Origin of the sequence: Solibacillus sp. NPDC093137 (genome assembly GCF_050280445.1) — a bacterium.
In the GTDB taxonomy this organism is placed as follows: domain Bacteria; phylum Bacillota; class Bacilli; order Bacillales_A; family Planococcaceae; genus Solibacillus; species Solibacillus isronensis_B.
In genome coordinates this window covers 137,419-160,677 of sequence record NZ_JBNNVH010000007.1, presented here as the reverse complement: position 1 = coordinate 160,677, position 23,259 = coordinate 137,419, and the positions used below count along the sequence as shown (strand labels likewise).

Genomic DNA, 23,259 nt, shown 5'->3' with positions numbered 1-23,259 from the left:
CTCCTATTATAGTTTATTGATTAACCACGTAACTCGTAAGCTTCTGGTTTTTGTGCAGCATGTGGGTGTTCAGAACCAGTGTAAACGTTCAATTTAGAGAACATTTGACGACCTAAAGAGTTCTTTGGAAGCATACCTTTAATTGCTAACTCAAGCATTTGAGTTGGGTATTTTTCCTTCATTTCACCAGCTGTACGTTGTTTTAAACCACCAGAGAATTGAGTGTGACGGTAGTAAATTTTCTTTTGTAATTTGTTACCTGTTAACTCAATTTTATCAGCGTTGATGATGATCACATGATCTCCTGTATCAACGTTTGGTGTGAAAGTTGGTTTATGTTTACCGCGTAAGATAGAAGCTACTTCAGAAGCTAAACGACCTAACGTTTGGCCTTCTGCGTCAACTACTAACCATTTACGTTCTACTTCTTGACCTTTAGCCATGAAAGTTGTGCGCATGTTTGTATCCTCCTAATCGATATGAATTACCGTTATTTTTCATTATATACACTTTATAAGTTTCGGGGCTTATTATTGTGGTGGTAATGAAAATACCATACATCATCATATACTGGATCGCGTTTAAAGTCAAGATATTTAATTGAACACCAGGAGAGGTTGTTAACCCTTTTCACAAGCCTATTTCTCTAGGATTTTGAAGTGAAAAGCGAAACTTTCCCAAAAAAATTTTATTAATCTTGATAAAAAACTTGTTCTAAATATAGACCATGTGCTGGTGCTGTTTTACCTGCTTGTGCACGGTCCATCGAAGCAATCGTTTTTTCCAGTGATGATGCTCCTCTTCGACCGATGCCTACTTCCCACAATGTTCCTGCAATGATCCGTACCATATTATATAAAAAGCCGTTGCCGCTGATAGTCATATGCAATTCTTCCCCCTGCCAGGAAAGCTCCAGTGCTTCAACCGTACGCACTTTATCTACAACACTCGTATTTGCCGCGCAAAAGCAGCTGAAGTCATGTGTCCCGACAATTGCTTGTGCTGCTTCACGCATTGCCTCTACATTCGGCTTCACTCCACCTGTCTCGACTGTATAATGCCTTCTAAACGGGCTTTGAACAGCGCTGCAATCCCAAATATACCGATAACGCTTGCCTGATACATCATAGCGGGCATGAAAGTCTTCCCTTACTTGCTCCATATGAAGTACACGAATATCACGCGGCAATTGGACATTTAATGCTTTTTGAAATTTTTCAGGTGGGATTGCAAGACCGGTATCAAAATGTATAACCTGTCCAGTTGCATGAACCCGCGCATCTGTACGGCCGCTTGCTGTAATTTTAACGTGTGTCCCTTTATGCATTGTTGTTAATACTTTTTCGATTTCAAGCTGTACTGTACGCTCACCCGGCTGTACTTGATAGCCGGCAAAACCAGTACCGTCATAGCTAATCGTTGCTTTTAATCTCACCATATCTTTACTCCTCTAACTGCGCAGCATCCATAACAGGAAGCCCAATAATACAAGTACGACCAAAATAGCCGTATCTCTTCCCATCCATTTTAACTGACGGTATTTCGTGCGTCCTTCACCCCCGCGGTAGCCTCGCACTTCCATCGCAGTAGCCAAATCTTCCGCACGTTTAAATGCACTGACAAAGAGCGGTACTAACAATGGTACGACCGCCTTTAGACGATCTTTTATTGGTCCTGCACTTAAATCCGAACCACGGGCCATCTGCGCTTTCATAATCTTATCCGTCTCATCCATTAATGTTGGAATGAAACGTAAAGAAATCGACATCATTAATGCAAGCTCATGAACAGGCAGCTTTAACTTTTTAAACGGATTGAGTAGTACTTCCAGACCGTCCGTAATTGATATAGGGGAAGTAGTTAACGTTAAGATCGATGTCATAAATACAAGCATTAAAAAGCGCATTGATATGAACATCCCTTGTCGTAAACCTTCTTCGTATATTTTCATAAAGCCAAGATCAACTAATACAGGTCCTTCCCTCGTCATAAACAAATGCAAAATCAAAGTGAAAAGCATTAAAAATATGACGGGTTTTAAACCGTTGATCAAGAAATAAAGGCGGATTCTCGATAGTAAAATAACGAGTAATGTAAACGCCAAAAGCAGCGCATAGGTCACTACATTATTGGCAAAAAAGACAACGATAATAAATGCAAAAACAAAAAGCAGCTTTGAACGCGGATCAAGCTTATGCACAAATGAATTACCTGGTATATAGCGCCCAAAAATCATTTTTTCCATCATTGCTGTTCACGCCCCTTTGGAATTGCCTGTCCAATTTCTACGGCAAGCTCTTCTTCAGTTAAGCATACTTTCGCTAACGGTTTCCCCATCATCTTCTCGATCTGATGCTGAAAGCGAACAATACGTGGCGGCTCCAGACGGAATTGGGCAAGCATTTGTTGATCGCTGAAAATAGTACGCGGATCTCCAGTTAACACACAGCGTCCCTCATGCATAATAGCAACCGCATCTGCATAGCGTGCTGCATCTTCCATACTATGTGTAACAAGGATCGTAGTTAAACCGCGCTCTTTATGTAGCTTATAAAATAAGTCCATAATTTCCTTTTGGCCACGTGGATCAAGACCCGCTGTTGGCTCATCTAAAACGATCACTTCAGGATCCATTGCCAATACCCCAGCAATGGCAACACGGCGCATTTGACCACCAGATAGGTCAAATGGGGACTTGTCCAATATTCCTTCCGGCAACCCTACTAATGGGATTAGCTCACGCGCCCGTTTTTCCGCTTCTTCTTCAGACACCCCAAAATTCATCGGACCAAACATAATATCCTTTAATACGGTCTCCTCAAAAAGCTGGTGCTCAGGAAACTGAAATACGATGCCTACCTTTTGACGTACTGCTTTTAAGTCCTTTGCCTTTTTTCCGGCTTCAATCATTCGGTCTCCGATTTTTACGGTGCCGCTCGAAGGTTTTAATAAACCGTTGAAGTGAAGGAGGATTGTGGATTTTCCTGAACCGGTATGTCCGATAATCGCCTGAAAAGTTCCACTTTTAATTGTTAAGTCAACCTCATGTAAAGCTTGTTTTTCAAATGGAGTGCCTTTTGCATAGGCATAGCTTACTTGTTGAAGTTGGATGTCCATAAGTCATTCACCAGCTCTTCTTCTGTCATATGTTGTCCTACAAGATGTACACCTTGTGCTTGCAGCAGCTTCGTCATTTTCATCGCAAATGGCATATCCAAACCAAACTGTACGAGATCATCACCCAATGCAAAGATCTCTTCAGGCGTTCCTTCTGCGTATTTTTTACCGGTATTCATAAAAATAATACGGTCTGCCAGTAAAGCTTCTTCAAGGTCATGTGTTATCGCCAGTACTGTAAGACCAATTTCTTTACGTAGTGCTTCCACGATTGTTAACACTTCTTCACGGCCTTGAGGATCCAGCATAGATGTTGCTTCATCCAATATTAATATTTGCGGATGCATTGCCAATGCCCCAGCAATAGCAACACGCTGTTTCTGTCCGCCTGATAAATGATGAGGCTCATGGTTGATAAAGTCTTCCATCTTCACTTGTCTGAGTGCATTATGGACACGTTTAACCATCTTTTCATGCGGCACACCATTGTTTTCAAGCGAGAAGGCAACATCATCCTGCACAGTAGCCCCTACAAACTGATTATCAGGATTTTGAAAGACAATACCTATCTGCGAACGAATATCCCATATATTCTCTTCAGTGAGGATCTCACGTTTAATACGGACTTCCCCTTGCTGTGGCATTAGTAATCCACTCATCAATTTAGCCATTGTCGATTTTCCGGAGCCGTTATGACCGACAATCGTAATCCATTCTCCTTTATTAATGACAAAGGAAACATCCTCTACCGCATTGCGTGTTTGAGGCTCTTCCGGTGTATAGGAGTAGGTTACTTGATTAAATGATAAAATTTCACTCATACGCAGCTAATCTCCCCTCTGCTTCGCTATAGTATGGCATATTATTAGTTAACTTAAATTTCCCAGGAAATGATACCTATATAAAAATAAAGCACGTTTTCAAACAAGTTTTGCGCGAACGGCTACCTATTTAAACGTACTTTATGTTTGCATATGTATAGGGAATTTAGGGGCTCAACCCTTAATTCCATAAATAAAAAAGCGCGCACCTCATTCAGAGAAATGCGCTTGTCGTTACATTTACAAAATTTACGGGTGCTCAAGCCCGAAAATTCGTTGAATGAGGTGCGGAGAGCTAAACGAGACGCCAGTATTTACTACCCCGCTCATCATAACGCTCAGCTTAATTATGTCGTATAAATCAATTTGTTTATATAAAAAAGGGGTGCGGGTTCAACCGGTGAACCGGACACCCCTTTTCCACCTGTATGTTATTAAGAATTAAACTAATTCGATAATTACTACTGGTGCGCCGTCTCCACGACGAGGACCTACTTTAAGAATACGAGTGTAACCACCTTGACGCTCCGCATAACGAGGTGCGATATCGTCAAATAATTTTTGAAGTGCGAAAACAGTTTTTTCTTCTTCGCCTTCTCCAACTGTTACTAGCTCACGACGGATGAATGCTGCTGCCTGACGACGAGCGTGTAAATCTCCGCGTTTACCTAAAGTAATCATTTTCTCAACAGCTTTACGAGTTTCTTTAGCGCGCGCTTCAGTAGTTTCGATGCGCTCGTTGATGATTAAATCAGTAGCTAAGTCGCGTAATAATGCTTTACGTTGAGAACTTGTACGACCAAGTTTTCTGTAACCCATGGACGTTTCCCTCCTTTTAAATATATCTGATCTAGCTAAATTTTATAATTTTTCGCTTAGTCTTCTTTACGTAATCCTAAACCAAGCTCTTCTAACTTATGCTTAACTTCTTCAAGAGACTTACGACCAAGATTACGTACTTTCATCATATCGTCTTCTGACTTGTTAGCTAATTCTAATACCGTATTGATACCAGCACGCTTCAAGCAGTTGTAAGAACGAACAGAAAGATCAAGTTCTTCGATAGTCATCTCTAATACTTTTTCTTTTTGGTCTTCTTCTTTTTCGACCATGATTTCAGCAGTTTGTGCCTCGTTCGTCATGCCAACGAAGATATTTAAGTGTTCAGTTAAAATTTTCGCTCCAAGTGAAATCGCCTCTTTAGGACCGATGCTTCCATCTGTCCATACATCAAGTGATAACTTGTCGTAGTCAGAGTTTTGTCCAACACGAGTGTTCTCTACTTGGAAGTTGACGCGTGAAACTGGAGTGTAAATAGAGTCGATCGGGATCACGCCGATAGGAAGATCCTCACGTTTGTTTTGATCAGCAGGAGTATAACCACGGCCACGTTGTGCGTACATACGCATACGTAAATGACCGTTCTTAGCGATTGTTGCGATATATAGATCTGGGTTTAAAATTTCTACATCACTGTCATGTGTAATGTCAGCTGCAGTAACCGTTCCGTCACCTTTTACATCAATCTCAATAACTTTTTCTTCGTCAGAGTAGATTTTTAAAGCCAGCTTTTTCACGTTTAAGATAATCGAAGCGACATCTTCTACAACGCCTTCTACAGTTGAGAATTCGTGTAATACGCCGTCAATTTGAATTGACGTAACAGCAGCTCCAGGTAATGAAGACAGAAGGATACGACGTAGAGAATTCCCCAAAGTATTACCATAACCGCGTTCAAGCGGTTCTACAACAAACTTGCCGTATTTGGCATCTTCGCTAATCTCCACTGTTTCAATCTTTGGTTTTTCAATTTCGATCATTCCAATTTACCCTCCTTCAAAACATCTAATGTATAGGTTCTTATCATCATAGTTGTTAATCTGAGTTAGACTATAAAATGCACAAGACTTTTGTACAAAGTAACATGATGTACGTAGAAGTAATTATACTTCTAAGCTGCACCCATTACACACGACGACGTTTTGGCGGACGGCAACCGTTATGAGGAACTGGAGTAACGTCTTTAATAGCAGTTACTTCTAATCCAGCAGCTTGAAGTGCACGTACTGCAGCTTCACGACCTGAACCAGGACCTTTAACTGTTACTTCAATGTTTTTTAAACCATGTTCCATTGAAGTTTTTGCAGCTGTTTCAGCAGCCATTTGAGCTGCGAATGGAGTTGATTTACGTGAACCACGGAAACCTAAAGCACCAGCTGAAGACCAAGATAATGCGTTACCTTGCATATCAGTGATCGTTACGATTGTATTGTTGAATGTAGAACGGATGTGAGCAACACCAGATTCGATGTTCTTTTTCACACGACGTTTACGAGTTTGTTGTTTACGAGCCATGTTAAGAAGGAACCTCCTTTACTTAATTATTTTTTCTTGTTCGCTACAGTCTTACGTGGACCTTTACGCGTACGCGCATTGTTTTTCGTATTTTGACCACGAACAGGTAAACCACGACGGTGACGGATACCACGGTTTGAAGCAATTTCCATTAAACGTTTGATGTTTAAAGAAACTTCACGACGTAAGTCACCTTCAGTTTTGTATGAATCTAATTGTTCACGAATTTGGTTTAATTGATCTTCTGTTAAGTCTTTAACGCGAGTATTTTCGTCAATACCTGCACCTGCTAATACTTTTTGAGAAGTAGTTTTACCAATACCGTAAATGTATGTTAATGAAATTACAACGCGTTTGTCGCGAGGAATATCAACACCAGCAATACGTGCCATTCGTTAGTGCACCTCCTTGATTAATTATCCTTGTTTTTGTTTGTGTTTAGGATTTTCACAGATTACCATTACTTTACCGCGTCGGCGAATTACTTTACATTTTTCGCAGATCGGTTTCACAGATGGTCTCACTTTCATCTAACCTAACCTCCTTAATAGTCCGGAGTGCAAAAGATTATTTAAAACGGTATGTGATACGACCGCGAGTTAAATCATAAGGGGATAACTCAATAGTAACCTTATCTCCAGGTAGGATACGGATAAAGTGCATACGGATCTTTCCAGATACGTGTGCAAGCACAGTGTGCCCATTTTCTAATTCTACCTTAAACATCGCGTTTGGCAAAGTCTCAAGAACTGTCCCTTCGACTTCAATTACATCGTCTTTCGCCATCTTCTCGACTCCCTTCTATATGCTTATATCAAAAAACTCATGCGAGCTCTTGCAACTGTTTCTCCTAATTAAGAAGCAACTCGTTTCAACATATGGTTTGGATTGCATGAGAGATGTAGAATAAGACGCTCGTCTGGTTTCGCTTCACACAATCCATGGAAACAGTATCCTATAAGGAACCGCATCCTTATGTTAACACGATAGCCGGAATGTCTTGATGAGAGATTCATACCCGTTACACAGATGCTTCCACGAAACCCATTATACGTTACAAAGATGTCATCACACTAATTTAGTGCTCAACCTTTATAGTATATACCGGGCACAATATGCTTTTGCAACTCTCAAAAAATTATGTTTCGTTGTTGCCTCCGCATGACTACCGCGGAAGCTGTCTAGCGCCCGGACGGATATCAGCTGCGGCTGCCCTGCAATAGAGCATCAAGATCAGCAAATACTTTTGAAATTTCTTGCTGTCCATTAATATTTGTAAGTACTCCCTTTGCTTTATAAAAATCAAGTAAAGGTTGCGCTTGGTTCATATTTACTTCCAGACGGTTTGTAACAGTTTCAGGATTATCATCTGCACGCGTGTATAACTCGCCGCCATCTTTATCACAAATGCCATCCACTTTTGGTGGGTTGAACACTAAATGATATGATGTACCACAAGTCTTACAAATACGACGACCACTTAAACGTGCGATTAATTCTTCTTTTTCAACTTGAACATTAATTGTATGCTCAACTGGGCGCCCTAATTCTTCAAGGATGCTATCTAAAGCTTCAGCTTGAGGAACTGTACGCGGGAATCCATCTAATAAGAAACCTTTTTCGCAGTCTGGTTGTGAAAGACGTTCACGAACAATACCAATCGTTACTTCATCAGGTACCAATGCACCTTGATCCATAAATGATTTGGCCTGTAAACCTAATTCTGTACCTTCTTTAATAGCGGCACGGAACATATCGCCTGTAGAAATATGAGGGATTGCGTACTTCTCAACAATTTTGTCAGCCTGAGTACCTTTACCGGCACCTGGAAGACCCATTAAAACGATATTCATACGTAATACTCCCCTTTATAGCATAAGCCGGTAAGGAAACGAGAATGTTTCCTAAACCTGCATTATTTCATAAAGCCTTTATAATGACGCTTCACTAATTGAGACTCTAACTGTTTCATCGTTTCAAGTGCAACACCGACTACGATAATCATACTTGTTCCCCCGATTTGAGCCGAAGCTGGCAGGTTCATAAAGTTAATGAATAAAATCGGCATTACTGAAATAGCAACTAAGAATAAAGCACCAACTAATGTCAAACGATAAAGAACTTTTGTTAAGTAAGCTTGAGTGTCATTACCTGGGCGGATACCCGGGATATAAGCACCTTGCTTTTTCAAGTTGTCTGCCACATTTTCCGGATTCACCTGAATGAATGCATAGAAATATGTGAAGGCGATAATTAAAGCAACATAGATTAACATACCAACAGGTTTAGTATAGTCAAACGTGTTCGTAATAAACGCTGTTACATTATTATCTCCAAAGAATGTTGCTAAAGTTTGAGGTGTAACAATAAACGCTACCGCAAAGATTACCGGAATAACCCCTGCAGCATTTACTTTTAACGGTAAATGCGTTTGCTGTGCACCAACTTTAGGTGAATTCCCAGCAACTCGTTTTGCATATTGGATTGGAATTTTACGCAACGCTTGTTGAATATAAATAACTCCAACGACAACAGCAAGCAGCACTAGAACTAATAGAACTAAAATGGCAATATTGATAAACAATTGATCGCCGGCTCCATCAATTTGTTGTGCATAGATTTGGTTTACTGCGTTAGGAATCGCAGCTACGATACCAGCAAAGATAATGATAGAAATACCGTTACCAACACCATATGCAGTAATTTGTTCAGATAACCACAATAGGAATGCAGTACCTGCAGTTAATACGATTGAAATCGTTAAGTACGATTGAATACTAGTATCCGTAATCAATGATCCGCCATAAAATTGGTTAAACCCAAAGCTCATTGCGAAAGATTGAATGAATGCTAATACAATCGTAAAGTAACGAGTGAATTGAGCCAACTTGCGTCGACCTACATCACCTTGTTTCGCCCATTCTGCAAACTTAGGAACAACATCCATTTGAAGTAACTGGACAATAATTGAGGCTGTGATGTACGGCATAATCCCCATCGCAAAGATCGAGAAGTTTGCCAATGCACCACCGCCAAACGTATTAAGGAAACCTACTAAGCTGAACTCATCAGTTGCCTTTAATACATCTGCGTTAACATTTGGTACCGGGATGAATGTCCCGAGACGAAAAATGATTAACATTAAAAGTGTGAAGATGATTTTATTTCGTATATCTCGAACGCGCATAAAGTTAGAGATTGTCTGAAACATTAGATCACCTCAGTTGTTCCGCCAGCGTTCTCAATTGCTTCTTTTGCAGAAGCTGAGAATTTGTGAGCCTTAACATTAAGCTTAACGCTTAACGTTCCATGACCTAGAATTTTGATTCCAGCTTTTTCGTTGCTCACGATACCAGTTTCTAATAATAATGCAGGTGTTACTTCTGCACCATCTTCAAAACGGTTTAACGCGTCAAGGTTAACGATAGCGTATTCTTTACGGTTAATGTTCGTAAAGCCACGTTTAGGTAAACGACGGAAAAGTGGGTTTTGACCCCCCTCAAATCCTGGGCGAACGCCGCCGCCAGAACGAGCGTTTTGACCTTTATGACCTTTACCAGAAGTTTTACCGTTACCAGAACCGATACCACGACCAACGCGGTTACGTACTTTACGTGAACCTTCTGCTGGTTTTAACTCATGAAGTTTCATTTGGGTGGCACCTCCTTGTTCGTATAATTGAAATTAAATTTCTTTAACAGTAACTAAGTGAGCTACTTTTGTAATCATCCCGCGGATTGCAGCGTTATCAGCTTGTTCCACAGTTTGGTTTAATTTACGTAATCCTAAAGCCTCAACAACTTTACGTTGGTTTGGTTTAGTACCGATGACAGATTTATTAAGGGTAATTTGTAATTTAGCCATTATAATTCCCCCCCTTATCCTAATAACTCTTCCACTGATTTACCGCGTAGTTTTGCAACTTCTTCTGCGCGTTTTAATTCAGTTAAACCTGCTACAGTTGCACGCACCATGTTGATTGGTGTGTTTGAACCAAGAGATTTTGAAAGAATATCAGTAATACCAGCTAATTCCAGTACGGCACGTACCGGACCACCAGCGATAACTCCTGTACCAGGAGCTGCAGGTTTGATTAAGATTGAACCTGCACCGAAGCGACCTTGCACTAAGTGTGGAGTAGTTCCACCCACGCGTGGTACTTCGATTAAGTTTTTCTTCGCGTCTTCAACAGCCTTACGGATTGCATCTGGAACCTCTTGGGCTTTACCAGTACCAAATCCTACATGACCATTTTTATCTCCTACTACTACTAGAGCAGAGAAGCGGAAGCGACGACCACCTTTAACAACTTTAGCAACACGGTTAATTGTAACTACGCGTTCTTCAAGTTCTAATTTGTTTGCGTCAATGCGACTCATGAAGTATGTCCCTCCTTCTTATTAAAATTCTAAGCCGTTTTCACGTGCAGCTTCTGCTAAAGCTTTTACACGTCCGTGATATAAGTAACCGCTACGGTCAAATACTACTGTAGTAATATTTTTTTCAGCAGCGCGTTTAGCGATTGTTTCACCGATTTTAGCAGCAGCTTCTACGTTTGCGCCCATACCTTCGAAAGCTTTTTCTTGAGTATTAGCAGAAACTAAAGTTACGCCAGCTACGTCATCGATTAGTTGTGCATAAATGTTCTTGTTAGAACGGAATACGTTTAAACGTGGACGTTGTGCAGTACCCGAAATTTTAGAACGAACACGCCCATGACGTTTTTTACGAACTTGATTTTTATCTTGTTTCGTAATCACAGTGGTCACTCCTTTCAAAATTTAATGCGGTTTTATGCCGCATTATTTACCTGTTTTACCTTCTTTACGGCGAACGAATTCACCTTCGTAACGGATCCCTTTACCTTTGTATGGCTCTGGTGGACGTACGTCACGGATGTTAGATGCTAATGCACCAACACGCTCTTTAGAAATACCTTTAACGATGATCTTCGTGTTCGAAGGAACTTCGACCTCTAATCCTTGCTCAGGTGTAAACTCAACTGGGTGAGAGTAACCAACGTTTAGTACAAGCTTAGTACCTTGTAACTGTGCACGGTAACCTACACCGACAAGTTCTAGAGTACGAGTGAAGCCTTCAGAAACACCTGTTACCATGTTAGCTAGTAACGCACGAGTTGTACCGTGGTTTGTACGGTGTTCTTTAGAATCAGAAGGACGAACAACTGAAAGTGTGTTGCCTTCTTGCTCGATTTTCATATCTTGGTTGAATTGACGAGTTAATTCGCCTTTAGGACCTTTAACAGTAACAACGTTGTCAGCAGCGACTTCGATTGTTACGTTAGCAGGTACCTCGATAACTTTTTTACCTACGCGAGACATTTATATTGCACCTCCGTTCTTTTCTTACTAATTACCAAATGTATGCTAAGATCTCTCCGCCAACTTGTTTAGCGCGAGCTTCTTTGTCAGTTAATAAACCGTTTGAAGTAGATACTAAAGCGATACCAAGACCGTTTAATACTTTAGGTACTTCGTTTGTTTTAGCATATACACGTAAACCTGGTTTAGAAATACGTTTTAGACCAGTGATAACACGCTCGTTCTCTTTACCGTATTTTAAGAAAATACGGATGATACCTTGCTTGTTGTCTTCTACATATTCTACATCACGTACGAAACCTTCACGCTTTAAAATTTCAGCGATCTCTTTCTTTACGTTAGAAGCAGGAACTTCTAACTTCTCGTGACGAACCATGTTCGCATTACGAATGCGTGTAAGCATATCTGCAATCGGATCAGTCATTGTCATGAAAATTTACCTCCTTCCCAAATTAGGGGATTACCAGCTGGCTTTTTTAACGCCAGGAATTTGTCCCTTATATGCAAGTTCACGGAAACAAATACGGCAAAGTTTAAATTTGCGGTATACAGAGTGTGGACGGCCACAGCGTTCACAACGTGTATATTCTTGAACTTTAAATTTTTGCGTGCGTTGTTGTTTAACGATCATTGATTTTTTTGCCACGTCTTCGCCCTCCTTATTTTATTACTTTTGGAACGGCATACCGAACTGTGTTAATAACTCGCGAGCTTCTTCGTCAGAATTCGCAGTAGTTACGATCACGATGTCCATACCGCGTACTTTTGAAACTTTATCGTAATCGATTTCTGGGAAAATTAATTGTTCTTTAACACCTAATGTATAGTTACCGCGACCGTCGAATGCTTTTTTAGAAACACCACGGAAGTCACGTACACGTGGAAGTGCGATAGAGATTAATTTATCCAGGAATTCATACATACGCTCACCGCGTAGTGTAACTTTAGCACCGATCGCTTGACCTTCACGTAAACGGAAACCTGCGATAGATTTTTTCGCTTTAGTTACTACTGGTTTTTGACCAGTAATTGTTGTTAATTCTTCAACAGCTACATCAAGAGCTTTTGAGTTTTGAACAGCGTCACCAACACCCATGTTGATTACGATTTTCTCCACTTTTGGAACTTGCATTACTGATTTATATTCGAACTTGCTCATAAGAGCAGGTGAAACTTCGTTTAAATACTTTTCTTTTAGGCGGCTCATGTGTGTACCTCCCTTCTCAATTTACTTATTAGTCGATTACTACACCTGATTTTTTTGCAACACGAACTTTTTTGCCATCTTTGATCTCAATACCTACACGAGTCGGCTCGCCAGATTTAGGATCGATTAGCATTACGTTCGAAACGTGGATTGCAGCTTCTTGAGATACAATTCCACCTTGTGGGTTAAGTTGGTTAGGTTTAACGTGTTTCTTAACGATGTTTACACCTTCAACAAGAACACGGTCTTGTTTAGGGAAAGCAGCTAAGATTACGCCTTCTTTACCTTTGTCTTTACCAGTAATTACCTTTACTTTATCGCCCTTTTTAACATGCATTATGTGTCGCACCTCCTTGATTGGTACTGTCATGAAATTAAAGAACTTCTGGAGCTAGAGAAACGATTTTCATGAAGTTGCCATCACGTAATTCACGTGCAACTGGTCCGAAAATACGAGTTCCGCGTGGTGATTTATCATCTTTGATAATTACGCAAGCATTCTCATCAAACTTAATGTAAGTACCGTCTTTACGACGAGCACCTGATTTTGTGCGAACGATAACAGCCTTAACAACGTCACCTTTCTTGACAACGCCACCTGGTGTTGCTTTCTTAACTGTACAAACAACGATATCACCGATGTTTGCAGTTTTACGTCCAGAACCACCAAGTACTTTAATCGTTAAAACTTCACGTGCACCTGAGTTGTCAGCAACTTTCATACGACTTTCTTGTTGAATCACTTAGGTTACCTCCCTTCGGAAATATATTTTATTCCGAAATGTGTTATTAAATAATAACCGCTTTTTCTACAACTTCAACTAAACGGAAGCGTTTAGTAGCTGATAGCGGGCGAGTTTCCATGATACGTACGATATCACCGATATTCGCAGTGTTTAGCTCATCATGAGCTTTAAACTTTTTCGAGTATTTTACACGCTTGCCATAAAGCTTGTGCTTTTTATGAGTTTCAACTAAAACAGAAATTGTTTTATCCATTTTGTCAGAAACAACACGGCCCGTGTAAACTTTGCGTTGGTTACGCTCAGTCATACTTAAAACCCTCCTTTATCAGTTATTTGCACTGATTTCTCTTTCACGAATCACAGTTTTCATACGTGCGATCGCTTTGCGAACTTCACGGATGCGAGCTGTGTTTTCTAATTGACCAGTCGCCAATTGGAAGCGAAGGTTGAAAAGCTCTTCTTTCAGTGATTTCACTTTTAATTCGATTTCATTAGTGGCAAGGTCACGGATTTCATTAGCTTTCATTAGATTCACCACCAGTTTCTTGACGTTTTACAATCTTACATTTAACAGGAAGTTTGTGTGATGCTAAACGAAGTGCTTCACGTGCTACCTCTTCAGATACACCAGCAATTTCGAACATTACTTTTCCTGGTTTTACTACTGCTACCCAACCTTCAGGAGAACCTTTACCAGAACCCATTCGGACTTCTAGAGGCTTTTTCGTGTAAGGTTTATGTGGGAAGATTTTGATCCAAACTTTACCGCCACGTTTCATGTAACGAGTCATTGCGATACGAGCAGATTCGATTTGACGGTTTGTAATCCAAGATGCTGTTGTAGCTTGTAAGCCAAACTCACCGAAAGATACTTCTTTACCGCCTTTCGCTTCTCCACGCATGTTACCACGGTGTTCACGACGATATTTTACGCGTTTAGGTAATAACATTTTATTTGCCTCCTTCCACAGAGTTCTTTTTAGTAGGAAGGACTTCACCACGGTAGATCCAAACTTTAACGCCTAGTTTACCGTAAGTAGTATCAGCTTCAGCATGTGCATAATCAATGTCAGCACGTAATGTATGAAGCGGAACAGTTCCTTCGCTATAGTGTTCAGCACGCGCGATATCAGCGCCACCTAAACGACCAGATACTTGTGTTTTAATACCTTTTGCACCAGCGCGCATTGTGCGTTGGATTGATTGTTTTTGAGCACGACGGAATGATACGCGGTTCTCAAGTTGACGAGCGATGTTTTCAGCTACTAATTTAGCGTCAAGATCTGCACGTTTGATTTCAATAATGTTGATATGCACACGTTTACCAGTTAATTCAGTTAAGTGTTTACGTAAGTTTTCTACTTCCGTACCACCTTTACCGATAACCATACCTGGTTTCGCAGTGTGAATAGTGATGTTTACGCGATTTGCAGCGCGTTCGATTTCTACTTTAGATACAGATGCATCTTTAAGTTTAGTTTCGATATATTTACGTACTTTGATGTCTTCGTGTAATAAGTTAGCGTAGTCTTTCTCAGCGAACCACTTTGACTCCCAGTCACGAATAATACCAACACGTAGTCCTATTGGATGTACTTTTTGACCCACGGATTAAACCTCCTTCTTCTCAGATACCACGATTGTAATGTGGCTAGTACGTTTGTTGATTGCCGACGCACGACCTTGTGCACGTGGACGGAAACGTTTTAATGTTGGACCTTCATCAACAAAGATTTCAGATACAACTAAGTTATTAACATCTAACTCATAGTTATGTTCAGCGTTAGCAACTGCAGATTTTAATACTTTCTCAACGACTGGAGACGCCGCTTTTGGAGTATGACGTAAAATTGCAACTGCTTCACCAATTTGCTTGCCTCGGATTAAGTCTACTACTAGACGTACTTTACGAGGAGCGATACGAACTGTACGAGCGATAGCTTTAGCTTGTGTCATTAGGATTTACCTCCTCTCAAAATTAGCGTCTTGTTTTCTTGTCATCTGCACCGTGACCTTTATAAGTACGAGTTGGTGCGAACTCACCAAGTTTATGACCTACCATATCTTCAGTTACGTATACAGGAACGTGTTTACGTCCATCATATACAGCGATTGTTAAACCGATGAAGTTAGGGAAGATAGTAGAACGGCGAGACCAAGTTTTAATAACCTGTTTTTTCTCAGAAGCCTCTTGTGCTTCCACCTTTTTCATTAGGTGGTCATCAACAAAAGGTCCTTTCTTTAAGCTGCGACCCATTTAGGAACCTCCCTCCGTGATACGACCACGGCTCTCGAACTGAACCGTAGTTTTACCACATTATTTTTTACGTCCACGAATAATAAATTTAGATGATTTATTTTTCTTGTTACGAGTTTTGTAACCAAGAGTTGGTTTACCCCATGGTGTCATTGGAGATTTACGTCCAATTGGAGAACGTCCTTCACCACCACCGTGTGGGTGATCGTTAGGGTTCATTACAGAACCACGTACAGTTGGGCGTTTACCTAACCAGCGAGAACGACCTGCTTTACCGATGTTGATAAGTTCATGTTCTTGGTTACCAACTTGACCGATTGTTGCACGGCAAGTAGCAAGAATTAAACGAACTTCACCAGATTGTAAACGAACGATTACATACTTACCTTCACGGCCTAATACTTGCGCAGAAGTACCAGCTGAACGTACTAATTGTCCACCTTTACCAGGTTTCATTTCGATGTTATGGATTGTTGTACCCATTGGAATGTTTGCTAATGGTAATGCGTTACCTACTTTGATATCCGCTTCTGGACCTGAATAAATAGTTTGACCTACTTCAAGACCTTTCGCAGCTAAGATGTAACGTTTTTCACCGTCAGCATAGTTAATTAAAGCGATGTTCGCAGAACGGTTTGGATCGTATTCGATCGTAGCAACTCGTCCTGGAATGCCGTCTTTAAGACGTTTAAAATCGATAACACGGTATTGTTTCTTGTGACCGCCACCGTGATGACGAACAGTAATTTTACCCTGGTTGTTACGACCAGCTTTGCGTTTAATTGGTAATAATAAAGATTTTTCTGGTTTATTAGTTGTAATTTCCGCAAAGTCAGATGACGTCATATTACGACGACCATTTGTGGTTGGCTTATACTTTTTAATCGCCATTTGTTTTCCCTCCTTCTTTAAGGTTACTTATATAAATTTGAAATTAGATTTCGAATAACTCGATTTCTTTTGAATCAGCAGTTAGTTTAACAATCGCTTTACGACGTTTGTTAGTGTAGCCGCCAAATTTACCAACGCGTTTGAACTTACCTTTGTAGTTCATTACGTTTACTTTCTCAACTTTAACACCGAAGATTTCTTCAACAGCGTCTTTAACTTGAGTTTTGTTAGCGCGAGTGTCTACTTCGAAAGTATACTTTTTCTCTGCCATAATTTCTGAAGAACGCTCAGTAATGACCGGACGTTTTAAGATATCACGTGCTTCCATTATCCAAGCACCTCCTCAACTTTTTTTACAGCATCTTGAGTGAATACAACTTTATCGTGACCTAATAGGTCTAATACGTTGATTCCTTCAGCTGTTAACACTGTAACACCAGGGATGTTACGAGCAGATAAAATAGCGTTTTCGTTAACTTCAGCAGTTACGAATAATGCTTTTTTGCTGATTTCTAAAGCAGCTAATACTGATTTGAAATCTTTTGTTTTTGGTGCATCAAATGATAATGCATCAAGTACTACTAAGTTTTGCTCTAATACTTTTGTAGATAAAGCAGACTTAATCGCTAAGCGACGAACTTTCTTAGGTAGTTTGTAAGCGTAGCTACGTGGAGTAGGACCGAATACAACACCACCACCACGCCATTGTGGAGAGCGGATCGAACCTTGACGAGCACGACCAGTTCCTTTTTGACGCCATGGTTTACGACCACCACCAGCAACTGCAGAACGGTTTTTAACTTTGTGATTACCTTGACGTAAAGAAGCACGTTGTGCAACTACAGCGTCGAATAATACAGCTTCGTTTGGCTCGATTCCGAAAATCGCATCGTTTAATTCGATTTCACCAACTGAAGCACCTGTTTGACTAAGTACTGAAACCTTTGTCATTCCTGTTTCCTCCTTTCTTTAAGAGAATTATTTTGATTTAATAGCAGTTTTAACTGTTACTAATGCTTTTTTAGAACCAGGAACATTACCTTTAACAAGTAGTAAGTTGCGCTCTACATCAACCTTAACGATTTCAAGGTTTTGAATAGTAACAACTGTGCCACCCATTTGACCAGGTAATTTCTTTTGCTTGAATACGCGGTTCGGGGCAACTGGACCCATTGAACCAGGACGACGGTGGTAACGAGAACCGTGAGACATAGGGCCGCGAGATTGACCATGACGTTTAATAACACCTTGGAAACCTTTACCTTTTGTTACACCTGTTACATCGATTACATCGCCTTCAGCGAAAATTTCAACCTTGACTTCTTGACCAACTTCGTAAGTCGCAGCTTCTAAGTTGCGGAACTCACGGATGAAGCGCTTAGGAGCAGTATTTGCTTTTGCTACGTGACCTTGTGCAGGTTTGTTAGAAAGCTTAACGCGCTTGTCTTCAAAACCTAATTGGATCGCTTCGTAGCCATCAGTTTCAACAGATTTCTTTTGTAAAACTACGTTTGGAGTAGCTTCGATTACTGTTACTGGGATAAGATCTCCGTTTTCAGCGAAAACTTGAGTCATACCAATTTTTCTACCTAAGATTCCTTTAGTCATTTGTCACACCTCCTGTAAATTTTAGAAAAAGTTTTATATTTGTTTTTACCATTAAAGTTTGATTTCGATATCAACGCCAGATGGTAAATCAAGCTTCATTAACGCATCAACAGTTTGTGGTGTCGGGTTAACGATGTCGATAAGACGTTTATGTGTGCGCATTTCAAATTGCTCACGAGAATCTTTGTACTTATGAACCGCACGTAAGATCGTGTATACAGATCTTTCAGTTGGTAGTGGGATCGGACCCGATACTCCAGCACCTGAACGTTTCGCAGTTTCAACGATTTTCTCAGCAGATTGATCAAGGATACGGTGATCATATGCTTTTAAACGAATACGAATTTTTTGTTTTGCCATTACTTTCCCTCCTTCTCGCCTATTTTCTAGACATTCTCCACGAAAATTTCTCCTACACACCGCCATGGCAAAGCGGCCGGGTGTGTCGGCAACCTCTCGCTTCATCGCAGTCAAAGACCAACATTCAACATTATATACAATAAAAAAGAAGTTCGCAAGTCTTTTAGCAAAATTCTTTTCATAATGTTTTATTCTTTATAAATAGGTTCGCTCTTTTTGAGCCGTTTTCTAGTATATAAGTTTCTGACGTTGAAAGCAACTGAAAAGGGAGTAATATGTTTTAAATATATTATTCTGAAAACTAACGGTTCAGAAAATGAAAAAATCGTCGCTTTCTATTTGCTGAAAGCGACGACTATTACTATAGGAAGAAAACGACTGCGATCCAGCCGAAAATAACTTGCGGAATATTATAGAAGATAAACGTCGGTACACATGTGTCCCAAATATGGTTGTGCTGTCCATCGACATTTAGCCCCGCTGTCGGACCTAGAGTAGAATCGGATGCCGGAGAGCCAGCATCACCGAGTACACCCGCTGTTCCAATTAAACAGATGATCGCTAATTCACTTAGTCCCAGTTCAATTGCGATTGGAACAAAGATTGCAGCAATGATTGGAATCGTTGCAAATGAAGAACCAATTCCCATTGTGACAATTAAACCGACAATTAACATAACTAAAACGGCTATGCTTACATTCCCGTTAAAAATGTCCATTGCACCTGATACTAGTGTTTCAACATCGCCTGTAGCATTTATAACAGCTGAAAACCCGTTCGCTGAAATCATAACAAACCCGACAAACGCCATCATACGCATTCCATCCGATAGAACTTCATCTGCTTCTTTTACTTTTAGTGCACCTGTAATATATAAAATGATAATACCGGCAATCGACCCGACAATCATTGAATCCGTCATTACTTGTACTACTATAGAAATGATTAATGCTACTGCAGCAAAAATTATGTGTAATGTATTTACTTCTTTATTTAAATTATCCGATGTTTCCAGTTCGATATTTTCATACTGTCTTGGTTTACGGTAAGTAACAAAGGCTCCTGCAAGCCCCACAACCATCCCTAACGCTACAATAGCCATTGCCTTAGGAACATCGCTCAAAGCAACGTCAAGCCCTGCTATGGCCATTTGATCGACAATAATACCCTGATAGATTAAACCGAACCCTGCAGGTATGAACATATAAGGCATAACTAAACCGAATGTTAAAATACATGCGATTAAACGGCGGTCGATTTGCAGCATGTTCATAATTTTGATCATTGGCGGTACGATTAAAGGAATAAATGCGATATGCACCGGTATCAAGTTTTGCGACATGATTGCCATTGCCAGCAATACTAAGAAGATTAATGCTTTGGCAGCACCTTTCTTTTGAGTGTCACCTTCACGCTGTACAATTTTTAAAATTGCTTTTACTAATATTTCAGGGATACCAGTACGAGATATTGCAAGTGCAAATCCACCTAGCAATGCATAGCTTAGCGCAATGGTTGCACCCCCGCCAAGACCGTCTACAAAGGCCTTAATCGTCTCTGTTATATCTAATCCGCCGGCAAGGCCGCCAATAATTGCCCCAATAGTCAGGGATAAAACGACATTTATACGCAGTAGGCTTAAAATAAGCATGACCCCTACCGCTATTAAAACAGCATTCATGTTGTACACTTCACTTTCGTCTGCTAAATTACTAATGTGTTAAAGTTACAAGAAAATTGAATGTGAGTCAACGGATATAGATAAAATAAAACCGTCAAATAAGAGAAAATTGACGGTTTGAAGTATTATAAAGCCTGTTTTATTATTTTTCTGTAATAATTGATTGTTAATGCGGCAAATATGATATACATGACGATATATAATGCCATTGTGACAAGTAGAGGCGTTGTCAATTCTGTACCGAATAAAAACCATCCGGATTTCACTGCAAAGTAGCTGTGCAATAGTCCGATTAGTAACGGTACACCAAAGTTAAATAACTGTTTCATCATTATACCGCGCGTTAATTCCTCTTGTGTAAAACCGATTTTCCGAAGAATCTTGTAAGATTCCATCTCTTCATCCGCTTCAGACATTTGCTTAAAGTATAAAATGCTGCCCGTTGCCAGTAAAAATGCTAAACCTAGAAACGCCGTAGTAAATATTGTTGTCCCGTAAAGGTTTAAATTGTATTCAACAGTTGATCGTTGAGAACTCAGTTTATTGACTCCTCGGTTTGCTTCACCATCTTCATACAGTATATTGGCACCTGTTTGTTTATATAGTTTTTCTACAATTTGATATGTTTCATCATCAGCATCAATTAAGTTAATTGATGTTTGCTCTTTTGTTGTATAACCAATTGCATGTTCTTTATTTAGTTGCTGCAACTGTTCAAAAACCGTATCTTCAACGATAACAACAAAACCACCTGCCGTAATACGCCATGCTGCAACCGATGTATCATTTACTTCCTTAACTTTTAAAGGAAATCGGTGTTCTTGATGCAAAAATGTTAAATCCAAAGGTGCTTCAAGCGGCATTATCTTTGCCTGAAAGCCGTTGTACCCTGCAATAATTGCTTCGCCCTCTGAAAGCTTTACATCTGAGTCAAGCTGTTGGTAGTCCGAAAGCGGAATCATTAATACATCCGCTAATGTATTACCTTGAAGCATATCTATTATTTCACCAGAAAAGAAGTCTGTCATATCAAACTGTGCGCTTGTTAGTCTAAATGTCTTTTCCTCAAATGCTAATTCATTCTCCTCTAGCGCATCAATGAATGCCTCTTCACGTCCATCTACTATTATATAATCTGCTGGAATTGAGTTTTCCGCCGTACTATTTGCCGAATAATAGCTAATGTAGGAAAGGGTGGTAATTGCAAGAGACACTGCTGTAATCACAGTAATGAGTGTAAGAGATTTAGCATTGCCTTTCATCCGGTGCATAATCGGTGTCAGCGCCAGAACATCGGTCAGATTCAAATGCCCTTTCTTTCTTATACGAAACAGATTTAATATGAATGCAACCGAATAGCGGAATACAAAGTAAGTCCCGCCGATTGTCGTAGCTAAAATAATAATCATACTTAAAAATAAGTTCGTTGTTTGCCCTGAAAATAATACCGTACTTTTATAGTAGCCATAAATAATCAAAGCCAACCCAATCGCACCCATCACCATCGGGAATACACTAAAGCGTTTTACACGCTCGTCCGCCTGTTTGGATGCATTAAATAACGAAAGCAATGTTGTTCTGTATACCATAAATGCCATTTGCACTAAAATGATTACTAACAGAATACCAAATACAATTAGCGTATTCACAACTGCAACTTTACTAATACTCAACGTTACAACCGCATCAAATTTTAATAGCTTCAGTAAAATCATCGCAAATAGACGTGAGCTTAAAAAGCCTAATAAAATTCCGGCGCTTACCGCACCAGCAAACAATAGGATGTTTTCAAAGGCGATTAGGCGTGTCACAAGCCCTTTTGTCATGCCGACCAATTGATACAACCCAATTTCCTTGCTGCGGCGCTTAATAAATAAGTGATTGGCATACAGTACGAAGAACAGTACGATAAAATACAGCATATACGAAGCCGCTTCAAATCCTGAAGCGGCTGTTCCGCTCGCTTTTGTCGCTTCAATAACCGACTCATTATACTGCAGTGTTACAAACGAGAAAAACAGCGTCACACTGAAAATGAGTGCGAAAAAGTATAAATAATAGTGACGCATATTTTTTATCATGCTTTTAATAACGAGCTGTCTAAGCTTCACTCTGCTCACCGCCTAAAACACTTTGCGTATTCAAAATTTGCTGGAAAAACTCATTGCGCGATTTATCGCCCTTATACAGTTCCGTATAAATTTGGCCGTCTTTTAAGAACAGTACACGCGAACAGAAACTTGCGGCAATGGCATCATGTGTAACCATCATAATCGTTGCGTTTTTTGCTTGATTAATTTTTGCTAAATTATCGAGCAGTGCAGTTGCGGCTTTTGAATCAAGTGCACCTGTTGGCTCATCTGCAAATACAAGTGATGGATTTGTTACTAGGGCTCGAGCTGCAGATGTACGCTGCTTCTGACCACCGGATATTTCATTCGGGTATTTTGTTAAAATATCTGCAATCCCTAAAATCGATACAAGCTCCTTTAAACGTTGCTCCGCTGCTGCTTTTGGAATGGAACTAAGCGATAACGGCAACAGAATATTTTCCTTTACCGTCAACGTATCCAGTAAATTATAGTCCTGGAAGATGAAGCCGAGCTCATCACGTCTAAACTTCGCTAATGTACGCTCCTTCATCCCTTGAAGCTTTTGCCCATTAATTTCGACAAATCCGTCTGTCACTTGGTCTATGGAGCACAGTACATTTAATAATGTTGTTTTTCCCGAACCAGAAGCGCCCATAATACCGATAAATTCGCCTTTTTCTACTTCCAAATCTATGCCCTTTAATACTTCCTGTGCAAGCGAGCGCTTACCATATGTTTTTCGAACTTTACGTGCGATTAAAATGCTCATTGTTTCCCATCC

General features: G+C 40.1%; 37 protein-coding genes. All 37 read right to left on the bottom strand.

Annotated features, from left to right (window positions below):
• Nucleotides 1-20: 20 nt before the first annotated feature.
• On the bottom strand, nucleotides 21-458 hold the full coding sequence (rplM, locus tag ACQKN3_RS18055) for a 50S ribosomal protein L13 (protein WP_251690846.1): 438 nt from the start codon (nucleotides 456-458) through the stop codon (nucleotides 21-23).
• 233 nt (nucleotides 459-691) lie between these two features.
• Nucleotides 692-1,438: a tRNA pseudouridine(38-40) synthase TruA gene (gene truA, locus ACQKN3_RS18050; RefSeq protein ID WP_427713751.1), complete on the bottom strand. Its 747-nt coding sequence runs from the start codon at nucleotides 1,436-1,438 to the stop codon at nucleotides 692-694.
• Between the two features lie 12 nt (nucleotides 1,439-1,450).
• Nucleotides 1,451-2,248, bottom strand: a complete 798-nt coding sequence (locus ACQKN3_RS18045) for an energy-coupling factor transporter transmembrane component T family protein (RefSeq protein ID WP_251690850.1) — start codon at nucleotides 2,246-2,248, stop codon at nucleotides 1,451-1,453.
• Nucleotides 2,245-3,117, bottom strand: coding sequence for an energy-coupling factor ABC transporter ATP-binding protein (locus ACQKN3_RS18040; protein ID WP_427713748.1), 873 nt, complete (start codon nucleotides 3,115-3,117; stop codon nucleotides 2,245-2,247). The genes ACQKN3_RS18045 and ACQKN3_RS18040 overlap by 4 nt, the downstream gene beginning before the upstream one ends.
• On the bottom strand, nucleotides 3,093-3,938 hold the full coding sequence (locus tag ACQKN3_RS18035; protein WP_427713745.1) for an energy-coupling factor ABC transporter ATP-binding protein: 846 nt from the start codon (nucleotides 3,936-3,938) through the stop codon (nucleotides 3,093-3,095). Before ACQKN3_RS18035 ends, ACQKN3_RS18040 begins: the two co-directional genes overlap by 25 nt.
• Nucleotides 3,939-4,379: 441 nt before the next feature.
• Nucleotides 4,380-4,757 (bottom strand): 50S ribosomal protein L17, encoded by a 378-nt coding sequence (gene rplQ, locus ACQKN3_RS18030; RefSeq protein ID WP_108714263.1) that lies wholly within the window; start codon nucleotides 4,755-4,757, stop codon nucleotides 4,380-4,382.
• Nucleotides 4,758-4,813: 56 nt separating this feature from the next.
• Nucleotides 4,814-5,758 carry a DNA-directed RNA polymerase subunit alpha gene (locus ACQKN3_RS18025; RefSeq protein ID WP_008406717.1) on the bottom strand — a complete coding sequence of 315 codons (945 nt, stop codon included), beginning with the start codon at nucleotides 5,756-5,758 and terminating at the stop codon, nucleotides 4,814-4,816.
• A 145-nt stretch (nucleotides 5,759-5,903) separates the two neighbouring features.
• Nucleotides 5,904-6,293 (bottom strand): 30S ribosomal protein S11, encoded by a 390-nt coding sequence (rpsK, locus tag ACQKN3_RS18020; protein ID WP_008406718.1) that lies wholly within the window; start codon nucleotides 6,291-6,293, stop codon nucleotides 5,904-5,906.
• Nucleotides 6,294-6,319: 26 nt separating this feature from the next.
• Nucleotides 6,320-6,685 carry a 30S ribosomal protein S13 gene (gene rpsM, locus ACQKN3_RS18015; protein WP_008406720.1) on the bottom strand — a complete coding sequence of 122 codons (366 nt, stop codon included), beginning with the start codon at nucleotides 6,683-6,685 and terminating at the stop codon, nucleotides 6,320-6,322.
• Nucleotides 6,686-6,709: 24 nt separating this feature from the next.
• Nucleotides 6,710-6,823, bottom strand: a complete 114-nt coding sequence (gene rpmJ / locus ACQKN3_RS18010) for a 50S ribosomal protein L36 (RefSeq protein ID WP_000868344.1) — start codon at nucleotides 6,821-6,823, stop codon at nucleotides 6,710-6,712.
• A gap of 37 nt (nucleotides 6,824-6,860) precedes the next feature.
• A complete protein-coding gene (gene infA, locus ACQKN3_RS18005) occupies nucleotides 6,861-7,079 on the bottom strand; it encodes a translation initiation factor IF-1 (RefSeq protein WP_008406932.1) in 219 nt (72 codons plus the stop codon).
• Between the two features lie 413 nt (nucleotides 7,080-7,492).
• Nucleotides 7,493-8,146 (bottom strand): adenylate kinase, encoded by a 654-nt coding sequence (locus ACQKN3_RS18000; protein WP_251690856.1) that lies wholly within the window; start codon nucleotides 8,144-8,146, stop codon nucleotides 7,493-7,495.
• A gap of 62 nt (nucleotides 8,147-8,208) precedes the next feature.
• On the bottom strand, nucleotides 8,209-9,504 hold the full coding sequence (gene secY / locus ACQKN3_RS17995) for a preprotein translocase subunit SecY (RefSeq protein ID WP_251690858.1): 1,296 nt from the start codon (nucleotides 9,502-9,504) through the stop codon (nucleotides 8,209-8,211).
• Nucleotides 9,504-9,944 (bottom strand): 50S ribosomal protein L15, encoded by a 441-nt coding sequence (rplO, locus tag ACQKN3_RS17990; protein ID WP_008406935.1) that lies wholly within the window; start codon nucleotides 9,942-9,944, stop codon nucleotides 9,504-9,506. The genes secY and rplO overlap by 1 nt, the downstream gene beginning before the upstream one ends.
• A 33-nt stretch (nucleotides 9,945-9,977) precedes the next feature.
• Nucleotides 9,978-10,157 carry a 50S ribosomal protein L30 gene (rpmD, locus tag ACQKN3_RS17985; protein WP_008406936.1) on the bottom strand — a complete coding sequence of 60 codons (180 nt, stop codon included), beginning with the start codon at nucleotides 10,155-10,157 and terminating at the stop codon, nucleotides 9,978-9,980.
• Nucleotides 10,158-10,171: 14 nt separating this feature from the next.
• Nucleotides 10,172-10,672, bottom strand: coding sequence for a 30S ribosomal protein S5 (gene rpsE / locus ACQKN3_RS17980; protein ID WP_251690860.1), 501 nt, complete (start codon nucleotides 10,670-10,672; stop codon nucleotides 10,172-10,174).
• Nucleotides 10,673-10,693: 21 nt separating this feature from the next.
• Complete coding sequence (gene rplR / locus ACQKN3_RS17975; RefSeq protein ID WP_008406944.1) at nucleotides 10,694-11,053, bottom strand: 50S ribosomal protein L18; 360 nt, start codon at nucleotides 11,051-11,053, stop codon at nucleotides 10,694-10,696.
• Between the two features lie 42 nt (nucleotides 11,054-11,095).
• The gene (rplF, locus tag ACQKN3_RS17970; protein WP_251690862.1) at nucleotides 11,096-11,635 is read right to left on the bottom strand and encodes a 50S ribosomal protein L6; all 540 of its coding nucleotides are present in this window, start codon (nucleotides 11,633-11,635) and stop codon (nucleotides 11,096-11,098) included.
• Nucleotides 11,636-11,666: 31 nt separating this feature from the next.
• Nucleotides 11,667-12,065 carry a 30S ribosomal protein S8 gene (gene rpsH, locus ACQKN3_RS17965; protein WP_008406947.1) on the bottom strand — a complete coding sequence of 133 codons (399 nt, stop codon included), beginning with the start codon at nucleotides 12,063-12,065 and terminating at the stop codon, nucleotides 11,667-11,669.
• A 30-nt stretch (nucleotides 12,066-12,095) separates the two neighbouring features.
• On the bottom strand, nucleotides 12,096-12,281 hold the full coding sequence (rpsN, locus tag ACQKN3_RS17960) for a 30S ribosomal protein S14 (RefSeq protein WP_008406949.1): 186 nt from the start codon (nucleotides 12,279-12,281) through the stop codon (nucleotides 12,096-12,098).
• A 21-nt stretch (nucleotides 12,282-12,302) separates the two neighbouring features.
• Nucleotides 12,303-12,842: a 50S ribosomal protein L5 gene (rplE, locus tag ACQKN3_RS17955; protein ID WP_079523482.1), complete on the bottom strand. Its 540-nt coding sequence runs from the start codon at nucleotides 12,840-12,842 to the stop codon at nucleotides 12,303-12,305.
• Between the two features lie 28 nt (nucleotides 12,843-12,870).
• Complete coding sequence (gene rplX / locus ACQKN3_RS17950) at nucleotides 12,871-13,179, bottom strand: 50S ribosomal protein L24 (protein WP_191701161.1); 309 nt, start codon at nucleotides 13,177-13,179, stop codon at nucleotides 12,871-12,873.
• Nucleotides 13,180-13,216: 37 nt separating this feature from the next.
• Nucleotides 13,217-13,585, bottom strand: coding sequence for a 50S ribosomal protein L14 (gene rplN / locus ACQKN3_RS17945; protein ID WP_008406955.1), 369 nt, complete (start codon nucleotides 13,583-13,585; stop codon nucleotides 13,217-13,219).
• A 46-nt stretch (nucleotides 13,586-13,631) separates the two neighbouring features.
• Nucleotides 13,632-13,895: a 30S ribosomal protein S17 gene (gene rpsQ, locus ACQKN3_RS17940; RefSeq protein ID WP_008406957.1), complete on the bottom strand. Its 264-nt coding sequence runs from the start codon at nucleotides 13,893-13,895 to the stop codon at nucleotides 13,632-13,634.
• Between the two features lie 18 nt (nucleotides 13,896-13,913).
• Complete coding sequence (gene rpmC / locus ACQKN3_RS17935) at nucleotides 13,914-14,114, bottom strand: 50S ribosomal protein L29 (protein WP_008406958.1); 201 nt, start codon at nucleotides 14,112-14,114, stop codon at nucleotides 13,914-13,916.
• Nucleotides 14,104-14,538, bottom strand: a complete 435-nt coding sequence (gene rplP / locus ACQKN3_RS17930) for a 50S ribosomal protein L16 (RefSeq protein WP_008406960.1) — start codon at nucleotides 14,536-14,538, stop codon at nucleotides 14,104-14,106. The genes rpmC and rplP overlap by 11 nt, the downstream gene beginning before the upstream one ends.
• A 1-nt stretch (nucleotide 14,539) precedes the next feature.
• The gene (gene rpsC, locus ACQKN3_RS17925) at nucleotides 14,540-15,196 is read right to left on the bottom strand and encodes a 30S ribosomal protein S3 (RefSeq protein WP_251690863.1); all 657 of its coding nucleotides are present in this window, start codon (nucleotides 15,194-15,196) and stop codon (nucleotides 14,540-14,542) included.
• 3 nt (nucleotides 15,197-15,199) lie between these two features.
• Nucleotides 15,200-15,544 carry a 50S ribosomal protein L22 gene (gene rplV / locus ACQKN3_RS17920; RefSeq protein ID WP_008406963.1) on the bottom strand — a complete coding sequence of 115 codons (345 nt, stop codon included), beginning with the start codon at nucleotides 15,542-15,544 and terminating at the stop codon, nucleotides 15,200-15,202.
• Between the two features lie 22 nt (nucleotides 15,545-15,566).
• Nucleotides 15,567-15,845 carry a 30S ribosomal protein S19 gene (rpsS, locus tag ACQKN3_RS17915; RefSeq protein WP_004233637.1) on the bottom strand — a complete coding sequence of 93 codons (279 nt, stop codon included), beginning with the start codon at nucleotides 15,843-15,845 and terminating at the stop codon, nucleotides 15,567-15,569.
• A 60-nt stretch (nucleotides 15,846-15,905) separates the two neighbouring features.
• Nucleotides 15,906-16,736: a 50S ribosomal protein L2 gene (rplB, locus tag ACQKN3_RS17910; protein WP_251690865.1), complete on the bottom strand. Its 831-nt coding sequence runs from the start codon at nucleotides 16,734-16,736 to the stop codon at nucleotides 15,906-15,908.
• 43 nt (nucleotides 16,737-16,779) lie between these two features.
• Nucleotides 16,780-17,064 carry a 50S ribosomal protein L23 gene (gene rplW, locus ACQKN3_RS17905; RefSeq protein ID WP_008406966.1) on the bottom strand — a complete coding sequence of 95 codons (285 nt, stop codon included), beginning with the start codon at nucleotides 17,062-17,064 and terminating at the stop codon, nucleotides 16,780-16,782.
• A complete protein-coding gene (gene rplD / locus ACQKN3_RS17900; RefSeq protein ID WP_251690867.1) occupies nucleotides 17,064-17,687 on the bottom strand; it encodes a 50S ribosomal protein L4 in 624 nt (207 codons plus the stop codon). The genes rplW and rplD overlap by 1 nt, the downstream gene beginning before the upstream one ends.
• Before the next feature lie 27 nt (nucleotides 17,688-17,714).
• Nucleotides 17,715-18,344: a 50S ribosomal protein L3 gene (gene rplC / locus ACQKN3_RS17895; RefSeq protein WP_251690869.1), complete on the bottom strand. Its 630-nt coding sequence runs from the start codon at nucleotides 18,342-18,344 to the stop codon at nucleotides 17,715-17,717.
• Nucleotides 18,345-18,395: 51 nt separating this feature from the next.
• Nucleotides 18,396-18,704, bottom strand: coding sequence for a 30S ribosomal protein S10 (gene rpsJ, locus ACQKN3_RS17890; protein WP_008406970.1), 309 nt, complete (start codon nucleotides 18,702-18,704; stop codon nucleotides 18,396-18,398).
• A 361-nt stretch (nucleotides 18,705-19,065) separates the two neighbouring features.
• Entirely contained in the window at nucleotides 19,066-20,385 is a 1,320-nt protein-coding gene (locus tag ACQKN3_RS17885) for a Na+/H+ antiporter family protein (RefSeq protein ID WP_427713725.1), read from the bottom strand.
• A 125-nt stretch (nucleotides 20,386-20,510) separates the two neighbouring features.
• Entirely contained in the window at nucleotides 20,511-22,496 is a 1,986-nt protein-coding gene (locus tag ACQKN3_RS17880) for an FtsX-like permease family protein (protein ID WP_427713723.1), read from the bottom strand.
• Nucleotides 22,486-23,247 (bottom strand): ABC transporter ATP-binding protein, encoded by a 762-nt coding sequence (locus tag ACQKN3_RS17875; RefSeq protein WP_251690875.1) that lies wholly within the window; start codon nucleotides 23,245-23,247, stop codon nucleotides 22,486-22,488. The genes ACQKN3_RS17880 and ACQKN3_RS17875 overlap by 11 nt, the downstream gene beginning before the upstream one ends.
• Nucleotides 23,248-23,259: the final 12 nt, after the last annotated feature.

Bases quoted from the DNA above. Each gene is read 5' to 3' on its own strand.
- rplM (WP_251690846.1), bottom strand. From the start codon at position 458: ATGCGCACAACTTTCATGGCTAAAGGTCAAGAAGTAGAACGTAAATGG.
- truA (WP_427713751.1), bottom strand. From the start codon at position 1,438: ATGGTGAGATTAAAAGCAACGATTAGCTATGACGGTACTGGTTTTGCC.
- ACQKN3_RS18045 (WP_251690850.1), bottom strand. From the start codon at position 2,248: ATGATGGAAAAAATGATTTTTGGGCGCTATATACCAGGTAATTCATTT.
- ACQKN3_RS18040 (WP_427713748.1), bottom strand. From the start codon at position 3,117: ATGGACATCCAACTTCAACAAGTAAGCTATGCCTATGCAAAAGGCACT.
- ACQKN3_RS18035 (WP_427713745.1), bottom strand. From the start codon at position 3,938: ATGAGTGAAATTTTATCATTTAATCAAGTAACCTACTCCTATACACCG.
- rplQ (WP_108714263.1), bottom strand. From the start codon at position 4,757: ATGGGTTACAGAAAACTTGGTCGTACAAGTTCTCAACGTAAAGCATTA.
- ACQKN3_RS18025 (WP_008406717.1), bottom strand. From the start codon at position 5,758: ATGATCGAAATTGAAAAACCAAAGATTGAAACAGTGGAGATTAGCGAA.
- rpsK (WP_008406718.1), bottom strand. From the start codon at position 6,293: ATGGCTCGTAAACAACAAACTCGTAAACGTCGTGTGAAAAAGAACATC.
- rpsM (WP_008406720.1), bottom strand. From the start codon at position 6,685: ATGGCACGTATTGCTGGTGTTGATATTCCTCGCGACAAACGCGTTGTA.
- rpmJ (WP_000868344.1), bottom strand. From the start codon at position 6,823: ATGAAAGTGAGACCATCTGTGAAACCGATCTGCGAAAAATGTAAAGTA.
- infA (WP_008406932.1), bottom strand. From the start codon at position 7,079: ATGGCGAAAGACGATGTAATTGAAGTCGAAGGGACAGTTCTTGAGACT.
- ACQKN3_RS18000 (WP_251690856.1), bottom strand. From the start codon at position 8,146: ATGAATATCGTTTTAATGGGTCTTCCAGGTGCCGGTAAAGGTACTCAG.
- secY (WP_251690858.1), bottom strand. From the start codon at position 9,504: ATGTTTCAGACAATCTCTAACTTTATGCGCGTTCGAGATATACGAAAT.
- rplO (WP_008406935.1), bottom strand. From the start codon at position 9,944: ATGAAACTTCATGAGTTAAAACCAGCAGAAGGTTCACGTAAAGTACGT.
- rpmD (WP_008406936.1), bottom strand. From the start codon at position 10,157: ATGGCTAAATTACAAATTACCCTTAATAAATCTGTCATCGGTACTAAA.
- rpsE (WP_251690860.1), bottom strand. From the start codon at position 10,672: ATGAGTCGCATTGACGCAAACAAATTAGAACTTGAAGAACGCGTAGTT.
- rplF (WP_251690862.1), bottom strand. From the start codon at position 11,635: ATGTCTCGCGTAGGTAAAAAAGTTATCGAGGTACCTGCTAACGTAACA.
- rpsH (WP_008406947.1), bottom strand. From the start codon at position 12,065: ATGACAATGACTGATCCGATTGCAGATATGCTTACACGCATTCGTAAT.
- rplE (WP_079523482.1), bottom strand. From the start codon at position 12,842: ATGAGCCGCCTAAAAGAAAAGTATTTAAACGAAGTTTCACCTGCTCTT.
- rplX (WP_191701161.1), bottom strand. From the start codon at position 13,179: ATGCATGTTAAAAAGGGCGATAAAGTAAAGGTAATTACTGGTAAAGAC.
- rpsQ (WP_008406957.1), bottom strand. From the start codon at position 13,895: ATGACTGAGCGTAACCAACGCAAAGTTTACACGGGCCGTGTTGTTTCT.
- rpmC (WP_008406958.1), bottom strand. From the start codon at position 14,114: ATGAAAGCTAATGAAATCCGTGACCTTGCCACTAATGAAATCGAATTA.
- rplP (WP_008406960.1), bottom strand. From the start codon at position 14,538: ATGTTATTACCTAAACGCGTAAAATATCGTCGTGAACACCGTGGTAAC.
- rplV (WP_008406963.1), bottom strand. From the start codon at position 15,544: ATGACACAAGCTAAAGCTATCGCTCGTACAGTTCGTATCGCTCCTCGT.
- rpsS (WP_004233637.1), bottom strand. From the start codon at position 15,845: ATGGGTCGCAGCTTAAAGAAAGGACCTTTTGTTGATGACCACCTAATG.
- rplB (WP_251690865.1), bottom strand. From the start codon at position 16,736: ATGGCGATTAAAAAGTATAAGCCAACCACAAATGGTCGTCGTAATATG.
- rplW (WP_008406966.1), bottom strand. From the start codon at position 17,064: ATGGAAGCACGTGATATCTTAAAACGTCCGGTCATTACTGAGCGTTCT.
- rplD (WP_251690867.1), bottom strand. From the start codon at position 17,687: ATGACAAAGGTTTCAGTACTTAGTCAAACAGGTGCTTCAGTTGGTGAA.
- rplC (WP_251690869.1), bottom strand. From the start codon at position 18,344: ATGACTAAAGGAATCTTAGGTAGAAAAATTGGTATGACTCAAGTTTTC.
- rpsJ (WP_008406970.1), bottom strand. From the start codon at position 18,704: ATGGCAAAACAAAAAATTCGTATTCGTTTAAAAGCATATGATCACCGT.
- ACQKN3_RS17885 (WP_427713725.1), bottom strand. From the start codon at position 20,385: ATGAATGCTGTTTTAATAGCGGTAGGGGTCATGCTTATTTTAAGCCTA.
- ACQKN3_RS17875 (WP_251690875.1), bottom strand. From the start codon at position 23,247: ATGAGCATTTTAATCGCACGTAAAGTTCGAAAAACATATGGTAAGCGC.